This window comes from Stenotrophomonas sp. 22DLJC03 (assembly GCF_056861405.1).
On sequence record NZ_JBSPUG010000001.1, the window covers coordinates 368,671 to 383,443 of the forward strand.

10 protein-coding genes are annotated in these 14,773 nt (G+C 67.2%); 5 read left to right on the forward strand and 5 right to left on the reverse strand.

Annotated elements, in window-relative coordinates; translation table 11 throughout:
• Positions 1–38 precede the first annotated feature (38 nt).
• Positions 39–2,561 carry a S9 family peptidase gene (locus AC13GA_RS01610; RefSeq protein WP_482997413.1) on the forward strand — a complete coding sequence of 841 codons (2,523 nt, stop codon included), beginning with the start codon at positions 39–41 and terminating at the stop codon, positions 2,559–2,561.
• A 126-nt stretch (positions 2,562–2,687) separates the two neighbouring features.
• Positions 2,688–5,399 (forward strand): phosphoenolpyruvate carboxylase, encoded by a 2,712-nt coding sequence (ppc, locus tag AC13GA_RS01615; protein WP_482997414.1) that lies wholly within the window; start codon positions 2,688–2,690, stop codon positions 5,397–5,399.
• Between the two features lie 63 nt (positions 5,400–5,462).
• Here ppc and AC13GA_RS01620 read toward each other — a convergent pair whose 3' ends face one another.
• From AC13GA_RS01620 to metK, 3 genes are all read right to left on the reverse strand, one after another.
• Positions 5,463–5,969 (reverse strand): acyl-CoA thioesterase, encoded by a 507-nt coding sequence (locus AC13GA_RS01620; protein ID WP_482997415.1) that lies wholly within the window; start codon positions 5,967–5,969, stop codon positions 5,463–5,465.
• A 60-nt stretch (positions 5,970–6,029) separates the two neighbouring features.
• Entirely contained in the window at positions 6,030–7,226 is a 1,197-nt protein-coding gene (locus tag AC13GA_RS01625; RefSeq protein WP_482997416.1) for a DUF1444 domain-containing protein, read from the reverse strand.
• A 158-nt stretch (positions 7,227–7,384) separates the two neighbouring features.
• Positions 7,385–8,596, reverse strand: a complete 1,212-nt coding sequence (gene metK, locus AC13GA_RS01630; RefSeq protein WP_012510070.1) for a methionine adenosyltransferase — start codon at positions 8,594–8,596, stop codon at positions 7,385–7,387.
• Between the two features lie 333 nt (positions 8,597–8,929).
• Here metK and olsF point away from each other — a divergent pair, with 333 nt between their 5' ends.
• The 3 genes from olsF to AC13GA_RS01645 all read left to right on the forward strand — a co-directional run bounded on the left by olsF (position 8,930) and on the right by AC13GA_RS01645 (position 12,731).
• Positions 8,930–10,645 carry a bifunctional ornithine lipid synthase OlsF gene (gene olsF / locus AC13GA_RS01635; protein WP_482997417.1) on the forward strand — a complete coding sequence of 572 codons (1,716 nt, stop codon included), beginning with the start codon at positions 8,930–8,932 and terminating at the stop codon, positions 10,643–10,645.
• A complete protein-coding gene (locus AC13GA_RS01640; RefSeq protein ID WP_482997418.1) occupies positions 10,642–11,442 on the forward strand; it encodes a UDP-2,3-diacylglucosamine diphosphatase in 801 nt (266 codons plus the stop codon). Before olsF ends, AC13GA_RS01640 begins: the two co-directional genes overlap by 4 nt.
• 221 nt (positions 11,443–11,663) lie before the next feature.
• Positions 11,664–12,731, forward strand: coding sequence for a metal-dependent hydrolase (locus AC13GA_RS01645; protein WP_482997419.1), 1,068 nt, complete (start codon positions 11,664–11,666; stop codon positions 12,729–12,731).
• A 74-nt stretch (positions 12,732–12,805) separates the two neighbouring features.
• On the opposite strand, the gene AC13GA_RS01650 is transcribed toward AC13GA_RS01645, so the two are convergent.
• Positions 12,806–13,633 carry a class I SAM-dependent methyltransferase gene (locus tag AC13GA_RS01650; RefSeq protein ID WP_046982724.1) on the reverse strand — a complete coding sequence of 276 codons (828 nt, stop codon included), beginning with the start codon at positions 13,631–13,633 and terminating at the stop codon, positions 12,806–12,808.
• A 60-nt stretch (positions 13,634–13,693) separates the two neighbouring features.
• Entirely contained in the window at positions 13,694–14,689 is a 996-nt protein-coding gene (gene dusB / locus AC13GA_RS01655; RefSeq protein WP_046982740.1) for a tRNA dihydrouridine synthase DusB, read from the reverse strand.
• Positions 14,690–14,773: the final 84 nt, after the last annotated feature.

Here is a 14,773-nt window from a genome sequence, read left to right on the forward strand (position 1 = left end):
TTAAGGTCGTTGTTTTCACGCATCACACAGGTGGAACGATGAGCATGCACCCGCGCCGCAACCGGCGCTTGACCGGCCTGGTCCTGTCGATGGCCTTGCTGGCGGTGGCTCCGCTGGCGCTGGCCGCTGCGCCAAAGGCCGCTCAGGGCCAGACGCAGGCGCAGGGCGCCACCGGCTACGAGCTGCCCTCGGCGGCGCTGCAGGCGGTGGTCGACGCGCCACGCGCACCCTTGCTGTACCTGTCGCCGCGCCGCGATGTGGCCGCGATGATGCAGATGCCGTCGCTGCCGTCGATCCAGGTGGTGGCGCAGCCGGAACTGAAGCTGGCCGGCCTGCGCATCAACCCGCGCACGTTCTCCGACAGCCGCTTCAGCTTCGGCGAGAAGCTGTGGCTGATGAACGTGGCTGACGGCAAGGAACGGCAGATCAGCGGCCTGCCGGCCAAGCTGTCGATCGCCAGCGTGATGTGGTCGCCGGACCAGAAGTGGCTGGCGTTCAACCAGGTCGATGCCGCCAGTGGCGCCAATGAACTGTGGCTGGTGGACGTGGCGGGCGGCAGCGCCCGCCGTCTGGTCGCCGGCCTGAACACGGTGATCGGCAGTGGCTACCAGTGGCTGCCGGACAGCCGCGGGTTGGTGGTGTTCACGCGCCCGGCCAACCTCGGTGCGGCTCCGGCCGCCGATGGCATCCCGACCGGTCCGGCCGTGCAGCAGACCAGCCAGGGTGGCGGCGTGGTGTCGATCCGCACCTACCAGGATCTGCTGAAGAACGAGGCCGACGCGCGCCAGTTCGATTACTACGCGACCACCCAGCCGATGGAAGTCAGCCTGGATGGCAGTACCCGCGCGATCGGCGCGGCCGGCATCTTCATGGGCTTCGCTGTGTCGCCGGATGGCCGCTTCGTGCTGCGCCAGCCGGTGCAGCGCCCGTACTCGTACGTGGTGCCGGTAAGCAGCTTCCCGCGCCGCATTGAAGTGATCGACCGTGCCAGCGGCAAGCTGGTGCACACCGTGGCCGTGCGTCCGCTGGTGGAAGGCCTGCCGACCGGCAACGATGCCGAAGTGACCGGCGTACGCGATATCAGCTGGCGCGGTGATGCCGATGCCACCCTGGTCTGGGCCGAAGCGCAGGATGGTGGCGACCCGAACAAGGACGCCAAGGTGCGCGATGCGGTGCTGATGCAGGCCGCGCCGTTCGACACGCCGCCGGTGACGCTGGCCCAGCTTGGCAGCCGCCTGGCCGGCATCAGCTGGGGCCGCGGTGACCTGGCGCTGCTGACCGAATCGTGGTGGAAGACGCGCAAGACCAAGACCTGGCTGATCGCCCCGGACAATGCCAGCGCCGAGCCGCGCCTGCTGTGGGATCGTGACGCGCAGGACCGTTATTCCGATCCGGGCCGGCCGCTGTTGTCCAGCGACGACCGCGGCCGCTCGCTGCTGCAGACCAGCACCGATGGCAGCAGCCTGTATCTGGCCGGTGCCGGTGCATCGCCGGAAGGCGATCGTCCGTTCGTGGACCGCTTCGATGTCGCCACGGGCAAGGCCTCCCGCCTGTTCCACTCGCAGGCGCCGAGCTACGCGCTGCCGGTGGCGCTGCTGGACAACCAGGCCAGCTCGCTGCTGCTGAGCCGCGAGAGCCCGGACGAGCCGGCCAACTTCTACGTGCAGTCGCTGGCCGACGCTGGTGCTGCGCCGCGTGCGTTGACCCACTTCGCGCATCCGCTGCCGCAGCTGAAGGGCGTGCAGAAGGAACAGATCCGCTACAAGCGCAAGGACGGAGTAGATCTGACCGCGACCCTGCTGCTGCCGCCGGGCTACGACCCGAAGCGCGACGGTCCGCGCCCGCTGCTGATGTGGGCCTACCCGGGTGAGTTCAAGAGTGCGGCCGCGGCCAGCCAGGTCACCGATTCGCCGTACCGCTTCAATGCGGTCAGCTACTGGGGCCCGCAGGCGTTCCTGGCCAAGGGCTATGTGGTGCTGGCCAGCCCGTCGATGCCGATCATCGGCGAGGGCGACAAGGAGCCGAACGACACCTACATCGAACAGCTGGTGGCCAACGCGCAGGCAGCGGTGGATGAAGTAGTGCGTCGTGGCGTGACCGATCGCGATCACATCGCCATTGGCGGTCATTCCTATGGTGCGTTCATGACTGCCAACCTGCTCGCGCACACGCGCTTGTTCAAGGCCGGCATCGCCCGCAGTGGTGCCTACAACCGCACGCTGACGCCGTTCGGTTTCCAGGCCGAGGAGCGCAACTACTGGCAGGCGCAGGATGTCTACCAGAAGATGGCGCCGTTCAATTACGCCGACAAGATCAAGGATCCGATCCTCTTCATCCACGGCGTGGACGATAACAACTCCGGTACGTTCCCGATCCAGAGCGAGCGCATGTTCGCTGCGGTGAAGGGCCTGGGCGGCATCGCGCGCCTGGTGATGCTGCCGAACGAATCGCATGCCTACCGCGCGCGCGAATCGATCATGACCATGCTGGCCGAAAGCGAGCGCTGGCTGGAGCAGACCCTGGGTCCGGTGCAGCAGGGCAAGGCCAAGAAGACGCGCTGACCAGTGCTGGTAGTGCCGGCCAGCGGCCGGCACTACCAGATGAAACCATTTTTGCATCGCAGCACGACGCCCGTTCTGGTTTAGGCTTGGGGTCTGGATCCGTTGACCGAGGCCTGTGCGTCGCCGATGAACGAGTACCGCAGCAGTATCGAGTTTGCTTCCCCCGATCTTCCCCTGCGTGACGACGTACGCCGTCTGGGTGCACTGGTCGGCGACCTGCTGGTCGAGCAGGTGTCGGCCGCCTTCCTCGATGACGTCGAGGACGTGCGTACGCGTGCCATCGCCCGCCGCGAGAACCAGGCACCGCTGTCCGAACTGGCCGAAGGCCTGGCCGGGCGTGCGCCGCAGCAGGCCGAGACCATGGTGCGTGCGTTCAGCACCTACTTCCAGGTGGTCAACATCGCCGAGCGCGTGCATCGCATCCGCCGCCGCCGCGACTACCAGCGCGCCGTCGCAGCCGCACCGCAGCCCGATGGCCTGCAGGATGCCCTGCAGCACCTGAAGGCACAGGGGGTGGGCCTGGACGAGCTGGCGCAGTGGCTGCCGCGCATCGACATCGAACCGGTGTTCACCGCACACCCGACCGAAGCGGTACGCCGCGCGCTGCTGGAAAAAGAGCAGTTGATGGTGGCCAGCCTGGTCGACAACCTCGACGGCCAGCGCACGCCGGGTGAAGCGGCTGCCGATGCCGCTCGCTTCCGCATGGCGCTGACTGCGTCATGGCAGACCACCGATTCCTCACCGGTGCGGCCCACCGTCGATGACGAACGCGAGCACGTCGGCTTCTACCTGGTGCAGGTGCTGTACCGGGTGATTCCGGTGCTGTACGAATCGCTGCAGCAGGCGTTGCGCGATACCTATGGCGAAGAACTGCCGCTGCCGCGACTGCTGCGCTTCGGTACGTGGGTGGGCGGCGACATGGACGGCAATCCCAATGTGGATGCGCACACCATCCGCAATACGCTGGATGCACAGCGCGTTGCCGTGCTGGGCCGTTACCAGAAAGAACTGATGCAGCTGGCCAGCCTGCTCAGCCAATCCACCGAACGGGTGGGGGTGAGCGATGCACTGCAGGCGCGTGTCGCGCATTACCAGCAGTTGCTGCCGCAGGTGCAATCGCGGCCACGCCATGCTGACATGCCGTACCGATTGCTCAACGACCGCATGCGCGCACGCCTGCAGGCCACGCTGGATGATGGCGCAGGCGCTTACGCTGGTCCGGACGAACTGATTGACGACCTGCAGCTGATCCTCGACAGCCTGCGCGCCAATCGTGGCGAACATGCTGGCGGTTTCGCGGTGCAGCGACTGCTGTGGCGGGTGAAGACCTTCGGTTTCCATCTGGCGCGGCTGGATGTGCGCCAGGAATCGAGCGTTCATGCGCGCGTGCTGGCGGCAGTGCTGGGTGGCGACGCTGCGTGGGAGCGCCTGGATGTACTGGGTCGTGCGCGCCTGCTGGCGCCGCATGCCGGTGGCGAGGTGCCTTTGCCGAAGGGCGAGGACGAAGGCAATCAGCGTTTGGATGCAGTGTTCGCCGCATTGGCGGATGCGCGTGCACGCCATGGTGGCGATGCACTGGGCAGCTACATCATCTCGATGGCACACGACCGCAGTGATGTGCTGGCGGTGCTGGCGCTGGCACGCCGTGGTGGTCTGGTCGATGACGCCGGTCACGTGCCGCTGGATATCGCGCCGCTGTTCGAAACCGTGGACGATCTCAAGCGCGGCACCGCGACGCTGCGCGACCTGCTGGCCGACCCGGTGTACCGTGCGCATCTGCGTGCACGCGATGACGTGCAGATGGTCATGCTGGGCTATTCGGACAGCAGCAAGGACGGCGGCATCGCCGCCTCGCGCTGGGGCCTGCAGCGTGCGCAGGTGGAACTGCTTGAGGTGGCGGCCGAGGCCGGCATCCGCCTGACCTTCTTTCATGGCCGCGGCGGCTCGATCAGCCGCGGTGGCGGCAAGACCACGCATGCGGTCGATGCCTCCCCGCGCGGCAGCATCGATGGCCGCCTGCGCGTGACCGAGCAGGGCGAGGTGATCCACCGCAAGTACGGCATCCGTGCATTGGCCCTGCGCTCGCTGGAACAGGCCACGGGTGCCGTGCTGCGGGCCAGCCTGCGCCCGCGTGCAGCGGAGCCGCGCGAGGATGACTGGCGGCCGGTGATGGATGTGGTCGCTGGCTCCAGCAGCGAGGTGTATCGCGCCTTCGTCGGCCAGGCCGGCTTCATGGACTACTTCCGCACGGCGACACCGATCGATGTGATCGAGCGGATGACGCTGGGTTCGCGGCCGTCGCGCCGGCTCGGCCAGGACGCGGCGTTGGGCAATCTGCGCGCGATTCCGTGGGTGTTCGCCTGGAGCCAGGCGCGTGCAGTCATTCCCGGGTGGTATGGCGTGGGCAGCGGCCTGCAGGCGGCAGTCGATGCTGGCCACGAGCAGACGCTGCGCGAGATGGCGCGTGACTGGCCGTTCTTCCGCACCTTCCTCGACGACATCGCGATGGTGCTGTCCAAGGGCGATATCACCATTGCCGAGCAGTTCTCGCGTTTGTCGGGTGAGCTGCACGACGCGTTCTTCCCGCAGGTCGAACGCGAGCTTGAACTGACCCGGCACTGGCTGCTGGCGTTGATGGAGCAGCAGACCCTGTTGGACCACGACGCGCGGCTGGCACTGTCGATCCGCCTGCGCAATCCCTACGTGGACCCGATCAGCGTGCTGCAGGTGGACCTGCTGCAGCGCTGGCGCGAAAGCGGACGCGAGGATGATGACCTGCTGCGTGCGCTGGTGGCCTGCGTGAATGGTGTCTCGCAGGGCGTGCAGAACACGGGTTGATCCGCGCCGGGCATGACCCGGCGCTACCTGCCTCGGTGGGTGCGGGGCTTGCCCCGCACGCCCTCAATCCTCCGGCGACGGCGGATTGGACGCCAGCAGTTCCAGATGGCGCTGCTCCATTTCCTGCCGCAGCTGGCGGCGGATCAGCGCTGCGGCCTGCCGGCGCTTTTCGTCCGAACTGGCCGGCTGCAGCGATGGAACCGGCGTCGGCCGGCCGTCCTCGTCCACCGCCACCATGGTGAAGAAGCAGCTGTTGGCGTGGCGCACGCTGCGCTTGAGGATGTCCTCGGCCACCACCTTGACGCCGATTTCCATCGACGAGGTGCCGGTGAAGTTCACCGATGCCAGGAAAGTGACCAGTTCACCGACCGCGATCGGCTGGCGGAACACCACCTGGTCCACCGACAGGGTGACCACGTAGCGGCCGGCATAGCGGCTGGCGCAGGCATAGGCCACCTGGTCGAGCAGGCGCAGGATCGCTCCACCGTGGACCTTGCCGGAGAAATTGGCCATCTCCGGCGACATCAGCACGGTCATGGACAGCTGGTGGGTTTTCAGTTCGGTCGACATGCGGCGATTGTATCGGGCGTGGGCCGGGCGTGTCCGGTCGCGCCCATGGCACGGGAGACGTCAGCCGGGCTGTACGCGCGCGCGCAGTTCCGCGTTGGGGAACCCGCGGGTCAGGTAGCGCGGCGGGTGGATGTGCCGGGTATCGGCTTCCAGCAGGTGGCCGAATTCGCGCATCGCTACGTGCCATTCCACCATCTGCGTATCGCGTTCTTCCACCACCAGCGCGATGAAGTCAGTCTGCGGCAGGGAAGTCTCCACACCTTCGGACCAGCAGCCTATGGAGATATGGTTGCTGCCGTCGACGATGAAGTTGGCCACGAACACGTCGTGCGCGTGCAGCTCATGCACCTTGTCCAGCTGTTCCTTCTGGGTGGCATACAGCCCTGCGTGCAGCTGCAGGCGTAGTGCGCGCAGTGCCTGCCGCAGTGCTTCGCTGGCCGGGGTGAAGGCCTGCAGCTGGCCTTCCACGTAGTGATGCATGTCCCCGCTGATCACCCGGCCATCGTCCATGGCTTCGCTGGCCTGGGCAATCATTGCCTGCTGTGCCTGTTCGTCACGTTCACCGGCCACCAGCAGCACGTCGCGGGTGGGCAGCATGAACACCGGCGGGCCTGCCAACGGAAGACGGTGCAGCAGTTCGGGCAGCAGCACCCGGCTGCTGTCATAGGCATCGCCCCAGGCAGAGCGGAACAGCCCCGGGGCGATCTCGATGAAGGGTGCATCGTCCAGTGCACGCAGGTTGTCGCGCGCTATCGCCAGTGCCTGCTCCAGGGTGATGCCCCATTCCTCAGGCAGGTCGCGGGTCTGGGTAGCGGTGTGCTCGTCGTAGTCCACGGCCAGCAGTTCCACGCATTCCACGGTAAGCGGGCGGTACTGCAGGGGCACCCGGGCATCAAGGCCCTTATCTTCCATCTCCTGCAGGACGATCTGGTCAAGCAGGTTGCGGTTGCGGATCACCGGGCGCAGCCGGTCGCGGATCTCGGCAAACGGCAGCGGTTCTTCGTTTGCCATGCCCAAGATGCGGGTGAAGCGCTCCAGCACGTCGCGCTGGCGGCCGCGTTCCACATCCAGGTAGGCAGAGTAGGCGTTGTGCAGGTTGAAGAACGAGCCGCTGTCGTAGGCGATGCGGAACTGATCCGCCTGGTATTCCAGCGGCTTGTCGATGCCCAGCAGGCGTGCAGTCTGGATGACCTTCGCGGCAAATGCGTCGGCCGTGGGTTTGTCCTTGAACCAGCGGTCGAGCAGTCGGGAAATCATGCGCCATCTTCCTTGATAGGGGTTGCATGCTCGCGCGGCAGGGGATGCGTTGCAAGATGGCAGGCGGGCACGCGGTTGGCTGTACAGAAAGCAGAAGGGCCGCTTGCGCGGCCCTTCTTCAAGGTCAGCCGACTAACAGTCGGCTCTACCGGTCGGCTTTACTTCAGCTTCGCATCGGCGCGCAGGGCGGCGGCGCGGTCGGTCTTCTCCCAGGAGAAGGCCGTGGCGTTGACGGTCTCGCCTTCGCCGTTGAGGTAGCTGAACTCCTTCGGCTTGCGGCCGAAGTGGCCGTAGGCCGCGGTCTGCTGGTACATCGGGTGCACCAGGTCCAGCATCTTGATGATGCCGTACGGGCGCAGGTCGAAGTGCTTGCGGATCAGCTTCTCGATCTTGTCGTCGCTGATCTTGCCGGTGCCGAAGGTGGTGACCGAGATCGAGGTCGGCTCAGCCACGCCGATGGCGTAGGAGACCTGCACTTCGCAACGGTCGGCCAGGCCGGCGGCAACCACGTTCTTGGCGACGTAGCGGGCCGCGTAGGCAGCCGAACGGTCGACCTTGGACGGGTCCTTGCCGGAGAACGCGCCACCACCGTGACGGGCCCAGCCGCCGTAGGTGTCGACGATGATCTTGCGGCCGGTCAGGCCGCAGTCGCCCACCGGGCCGCCGATCTCGAACTTGCCGGTCGGGTTGATGTGGAACTTGGTGCCCTTGTGCAGCCACTTGGCCGGCAGCACCGGCTTGATGATCTCTTCGCGGACGGCCTCGATGAGGTCCTTCTGCTTGATGCCCGGGGCGTGCTGGGTCGACAGGACCACGGCGTCGATGGCCGAGACCACGCCGTTTTCATAGCGCAGGGTGACCTGGCTCTTGGCGTCCGGACGCAGCCACGACAGCGGCGAGTTCTTCTTCTTGCGGATCTTGGCCTGCTGCTCGACCAGGCGGTGCGACAGGTGGATCGCGGCCGGCATGTAGCTGTCGGTCTCGTTGGTGGCATAGCCGAACATCAGGCCCTGGTCGCCAGCGCCCATTTCTTCGGGCTTCTTGCGGTCCACGCCCTGGGCGATGTGCGGCGACTGCTTGCCGATCAGGTTCAGCACGCCGCAGGTGGCGCCGTCGAAGCCGACGTCGGAGCTGTCATAGCCGATGTCCACGATGACCTTGCGGGTCAGCGCTTCCAGGTCGATCCAGGCGCTGGTGGTGATTTCACCGGCCACGATGGCAACGCCGGTCTTGACCATGGTCTCGCAGGCCACGCGGGCGCGCTGGTCCTGGGTCAGGATCGCGTCCAGCACCGCATCGGAGATCTGGTCGGCAACCTTGTCCGGATGGCCTTCAGAGACCGACTCGGAGGTGAAGAGGTAGCTGGACATCAGGCTTAATATCCTTTGATTCGGATGGAAAGATGGGCGCGAATGATACACGGGGTGCGCCGCCTGTGCATTGTGAACCTGTACCGGTTGCCGGTGGTTAAGCCCATGTAGGCCCGCCGGGCCCGCTGCAGCGGGATTGAGGCCCAGCCTCGACGCCCAGTGTTCCACCAGCGTGACAACGGTGCGGGTCCTGCCTGGCCCCGGCCGCGCAGTCCGCGACCCCGCTCCGGGGCACCCGGCCGTCATCGTTCTGCCCCGAAACCGCCATCTGGCTGCCGCCTGCCGGGCGCAGGCTGTCGGCCAATCCGGCCGCCGGGCACGAGCGAACACGCCATGCAGGAACTCGAACAGCGTCTCCAGCAACGCTTCCCCGATTGGTTCCATGGTCGTCGTGGCCAACTGGCCCGGCCCTTGCTGCGCAGCGTCGGACGCTGGTCGCGCCTGGACCAGATCGAAGCGTTCCTGCAGCGCAGTGCAGGATTGCGCGGATTCGGCTTCGTCGCCGCCGGCCTGGAGTTCATCGATGGCCAGTACCAGGTGGATCCAGCCGCGCTGGCGAAGATTCCCGCCACCGGCCGCCTGCTGATCGTCGCCAACCATCCGTCCGGGGCGCTGGACGCGCTGGCCCTGCTGGACGCGGTCGGCCGCATCCGCCGCGACGTACGGATCGTGGCCAACGACCTTTTAGGTGCGATCGCGCCATTGCAGGACCTGCTGCTGCCGGTGCGCATTCTCGGTGGCAAGGCCCAACGTGGCAGCCTGCATGCGGTCGAAGAAGCGCTGGCCGCCGAGCAGTGCGTGATCGTGTTCCCGGCCGGTGAGGTCTCGCGGTTGTCGCTGCGCGGCATCCGCGATGGCCGCTGGCAGCGCGGTTTTGTCCGCTTCGCCCGCGCTGCCGGTGCGCCGGTGTTGCCGGTGCGGGTGGAAGCGCGCAACTCGGCGCTGTTCTACGGCGCCTCGACCCTGTTCAAGCCGGCCGGTACCGCGCTGCTGGCGCGCGAGATGTTCACCCGTCGTGGGCGCCCGCTGCGGCTGTGCATCGGTGAGCCGATGCAGCTGGGCAAGGGCGGTGACCCGGGCGCGCAGCTGCTCGCGGTGCGTCGCGCGCTTTACGCGCTGGGTCGCAATGGCGCGGCCGCAGATGCCGCTGTCTGCGCAGGTCCCGAGTCGCTGGCCGCGCCGGTGCCGCCCTCGCAGGTCGCCGCGGGTATCGCGGCCGCTACCCAGCTGGGCCAGACCGCCGACGGCAAGCAGATCCTGCTGGCCACCTGCGCGGCCGATTCGCCGCTGCTGCTGGAACTGGGCCGCCTGCGCGAGCTGACCTTCCGCCAGGTCGGCGAGGGCACCGGCCGCAGCCGCGACCTGGACGCCTTCGATCCGCAGTACGAGCACATCGTGATATGGGACGCGGCCGCGCAGCGCATCGCCGGCGCCTACCGCATCATGCGCGGTGCCCATGCGCTGGCCCGGCATGGTCTTTCCGGGCTCTACAGCGCGTCGTTGTTCCGTTATTCCGACGACGCCATCACTCACATCGCCGAGGGCCTGGAACTGGGGCGCAGCTTCGTGGTGCCCGATTACTGGGGCAGCCGCAGCCTGGACTACCTGTGGCAGGGCATCGGTGCCTACCTGCAGTGCCGGCCGGGCATCCGCTACCTGTTCGGCGCAGTGTCGATCAGCGCGGCACTGCCGCGTGATGCGCGCGAGCAGCTGGTGGCGTACTACCAGCGCTATTACAGCGGTAGCGCCGGCCTGGTTGAATCGAACCGGCCGTTCCAGTACTTCGCGGCCCCACCGAGTTTCGGCGAGCTGGATGCCGGCGCCGCATTCGATGTGCTGAAGGCCAACCTGGCCGCACTCGGCACCGGCGTACCGACGCTGTACCGCCAGTACACCGACCTGTGCGAACCCGGCGGCGCCCGCTTCCTTGCCTTCGGTGTCGATCCGGATTTCAGCGATTCGATCGATGGCCTGATCGAAGTGGACCTGTGTGCGATACGGCCCAACAAGCGCAAACGCTACCTGCGCGATGCGGGGATGCCGGCATGAGCACGCTGGCGAACCTGTCGCCACACCGGCGCGCAGTGTTCGTCTCCGACGTGCACCTGGGCTCGCGCCACTGCCACGCCGCCGAGCTGGCCCGGTTCCTCTCGCAGCTGCGCTGCGAACGGCTGTACCTGGTTGGCGACATCATCGACCTGTGGTGGATGGCGCACCGCCGCGCCAACTGGCGGCAGTCGCACAGCGAAGTCATCCAGGCACTGCATGCGCTGCGCCGTGCCGGCACCGAGATCATCTACATTCCCGGCAACCACGACGCTTCGCTGCGCCAGGTGTGTGGGCTGATGCTGCCGGCGATGCAGGTGCGTCGCCGTGCGATCCATGCCACTGCTGACGGCCGCCGGCTGCTGGTCGTGCATGGCGACGACTATGACGGCGTGACCCACTTCGGGGGCCTGCAGGAGAAGTTCGGCGACTGGCTGTACTACCGGATCCTCACCGGCAACCAGGCATTGAACGCGGTGCGGCGCGTGCTGGGCATGCGCTACTGGTCGCTGTCCGAATTCCTGAAAAAGCGTAGTGGTGCAGCCGAGCGCTACATCGAGCGCTTCGTGCAGGCCGGGCTGGACGACGTGCGCCGGCGCGGCCTGGATGGCATCGTCTGTGGCCACATCCACCGCGCCGCGCTGATCGAGCGCGACGGCCTGGTCTACGCAAACGATGGCGATTGGGTGGAGAGCCTGACCGCGCTGGCCGAAGACCACGATGGCGCGCTGCGCCTGCTCGACCACAACGGGCAGACGCTGGCGGAGCTGCCAGGCGCCCGGTTGTCGCAGGCGGCGTAACGCGCGTCTGTCCTCCTGTAGAGCCGAGCCCATGCTCTGCGGACGTGGCGCGACGGGGGGGCGAACCGAAAAACAGTCGAGCATGGCTCGACTCCACATGGGCGCGAGCGGGGCGTATGCTTCCCCGCGCATTGCGATGCGCCCTACGGACTGGCGCCCTTGATCAATGGTGGCGCGGCTCGGCTCTACATACACCGCCCGCAAGCCGCTAGCATCGGCCCATGGATTCCCTGACCCAGATCGTGCTCGGTGGCGCCGTCGCCGCTGTCATCGCTCCGCCCGGCCATCGCCGCGCGGCCCTGCTGGCCGGTGCCGCACTTGGCACCCTGCCGGACCTCGATGCTCTGTGGTTGGGCTTCACTGCCGCAGACCCGGTGGCGAACATGGTGGAGCACCGCAGCTTCAGCCATTCGTTGCTGGTGCTGCCGTGGGTGGCCGCGCTGATCTGGTGGTTGTTCAAGCGCTTCGGCAATGGCCGCGTCGCGCAGTCACCGGTGCGTTGGTTCTGGGCGATCCAGCTGGCGCTGGTCACCCATCCGGTGCTGGATGCGTTCACCGTCTACGGCACCCAACTGTGGTGGCCGTTGCGGCCACACCCGACCATGGGTTCCAGCGTCTTCATCATCGATCTCGGCTACACGGTGTGGCTGCTGCTGGGCTGCGTGCTGGCCTGGTTTGGCCGCGCCCGTCCCTGGGCTGGCAAGGTGCTGGGTGTGGCGCTGCTGATCAGTAGTGGCTACCTGGGTTGGGGCCTGATCGCCAAGGCGCAGGTCGACCGTGCCGCGCAGCAGAGCCTGGCGGCGATGGGGCTGGGCGATGCGCCGCGCTTCTCGGTGCCGATGCCGTTCAACACGCTGCTGTGGCGGGTGGTGGCGATGACGCCGAACGGCTACGTGGTGGGCGACCGCTCGCTGGTGGCCGACCATGGGCCGATGCAGTTCGAAGGGTATTTGTCCAACGTGCAGGCATTGCGCGAAGCGCAGGCCATCCCGGCGGTGCAGCAGCTGCAGTGGTTCAACCGTGGCTTCATGCGTGCGCAGGTGGTGGACGGCCGGTTGGTGCTGAGTGACCTGCGCATGGGCCTGGAGCCGGACTACACCTTCAACTTCGTCGTGGCCGAGCAGGCCGATGGGCAGTGGCGGCCAATCACGCCCGGGCAGGTGCGCTTGGATTACAGCAGTCCCGCCGCGCGCGCTGACGCCGGTCGCCGGTTGGCCGCCATGTGGCAGCGGATCTGGCAGCAGCCGGCAGCACCGCCGGGTACGGTCGACCCTACCGCCGTGCATTGATCAGTAGATCCACGCCACGCGTGGATGGCGCGGACATCGGCGACGGCAGCCGCGCATGGCGTGGCTCCACCGAATCAATACACCGTGGCGCGGCCCTGCACGAACGAGTAGAAGAACACCGCGTTCGGGTCGTTCTGCACCAGCCGGAACTCGCGGCGCATGCCTTCCACGGTTTCCTCGTCCACCGAGCCGGCCTGCAGCAGCTGGTCGGCCGCCGACAGCAGCAGCTGTTCCCAGAACGCGATCATCGTCTTGCGACGGGCCGGTTCGCGGTTGTCCAGGTGGATGGTCTTGATCTCGGTCTGCACATCGCGGAAGCCGCCGGCCAGCAGCAGGTTGCCCAGCTTGGCGCCGACGAACGGGTCGCCGCCGTGGTCGTACTGGAAGTCGTTGAAGGCCATCCAGTAGCGCCAGATGTGCGGTGAGTACGGGTCGAGCAGGAACGAGGCGTTCATCACCTCGGTGATGTACACCGGCGAGCCCGGGGCCAGCACCCGGCGCACTTCGCTCAACACGCGCGCCGGTGACGGCACGTGCTCCAGCACCCAGCACAGGAACGCCGAATCAAAGCTGCGGGCCTCGAACGGCAGTTCGCCGGCATCGGCCTGCTGCAGGGTGTAACGGTCGCTGCACCACGGCGTGCGCGCCAGGTTCTCGCGTGCGGTGGCCAGCTGCGTTTCGCTCAGGTCCACACCGGTCACGTGCAGCTCCGGGAAGCGGCGCAGCAGGATCTCGGTCTGTGCGCCGACGCCGCTGCCGACTTCCAGCAGGCGCCGCGCGCCGCTGTAGTCGATCTGGCCGAAGATGCTCGATTCCAGCAGGCGGGCCTGGGTCATCAGGCGTTGCTGCTCGGTGCCGGAGAATCCGTGCAGGTAGGTCGGGGAGGAGATCGGCGGAGTCATGACGGCGGGCTCTTGTAGCGTCGAGCTGGCTCGACTGTTCGGAAACGCGGGGCGGGCGGCTCAGGCCGCCGAAGACAGCGCCGGTTCCCCAGCGATCAGGCGGTCGAAGTAGTCGGTGGTCAGTGCGATCTGGCTGGCCGGATCCTCGGCACGGTTGACCACCGCACGGAACGCCGCGTTTTCCGGCCGGTCCTTGGCGTACCAGCCCAGGTGCTTGCGTGCGATGCGCACGCCCTGTGGCTCGCCGTAGAACGCGTGCAGTGCGTGCAGATGGCCGAGCAGGATGTCGCGTACTTCGGCCAGCGACGGCGGCGGCAGTTCCTCGCCGGTGGCCAGGTAATGCGCCACCTCGCGGAAGATCCACGGCCGTCCCTGCGCCGAGCGACCGATCATCACTGCATCCACGCCGGTCTGCTTCAACACAAAGGCGGCCTTCTGCGGCGAATCGATATCGCCATTGGCGATGACCGGTATGCGCAGCGCGGCCTTGATCTCGCCGATGGTGGCGTACTCGGCCTGGCCGGTGTAGTGCTGGTCGCGGGTGCGGCCGTGCACGGCCAACGCAGCAATGCCGCTGTCCTCGGCAATGCGCGCGATCAGCGGGCCGTTGCGATGGTCGCAGTCCCAGCCGGTACGGATCTTCAGGGTGACCGGTACGTCCACCGCGTTGACCACAGCTTCAAGGATGCGCGCCACCAGCTGCTCGTCGCGCATCAGCGCCGAACCGGCCCAGGCGTTGCACACCTTCTTGGCCGGGCAGCCCATGTTGATGTCGATGATCTGCGCGCCGTGGTCGACGTTGTAGCGCGCGGCCTCGGCCAGCTGCTGCGGCTCGGTGCCTGCGATCTGCACGCTGATCGGTGCCGGTTCGCCGTCGTGGTCCATGCGGTGGATCGACTTGCGCGTGTTCCAGAAGCGCGGGTCGCTGATGGTCATTTCCGAGGCGGCCAAGCCCGCACCCAGCCGTTTGCACAGCAGGCGGAAGGGCTTGTCGGTGACGCCGGCCATGGGCGCCAGCACGACGTTGGGAGCAATGGAGTACGGGCCGATCTGCATGCGCCCATTGTAGGGCGCGGGCGCCCACGCGAACGTGTCCGGCACGGCCGGGTTCAGGCCGATCCGGACCGTTCTCATGCCGCA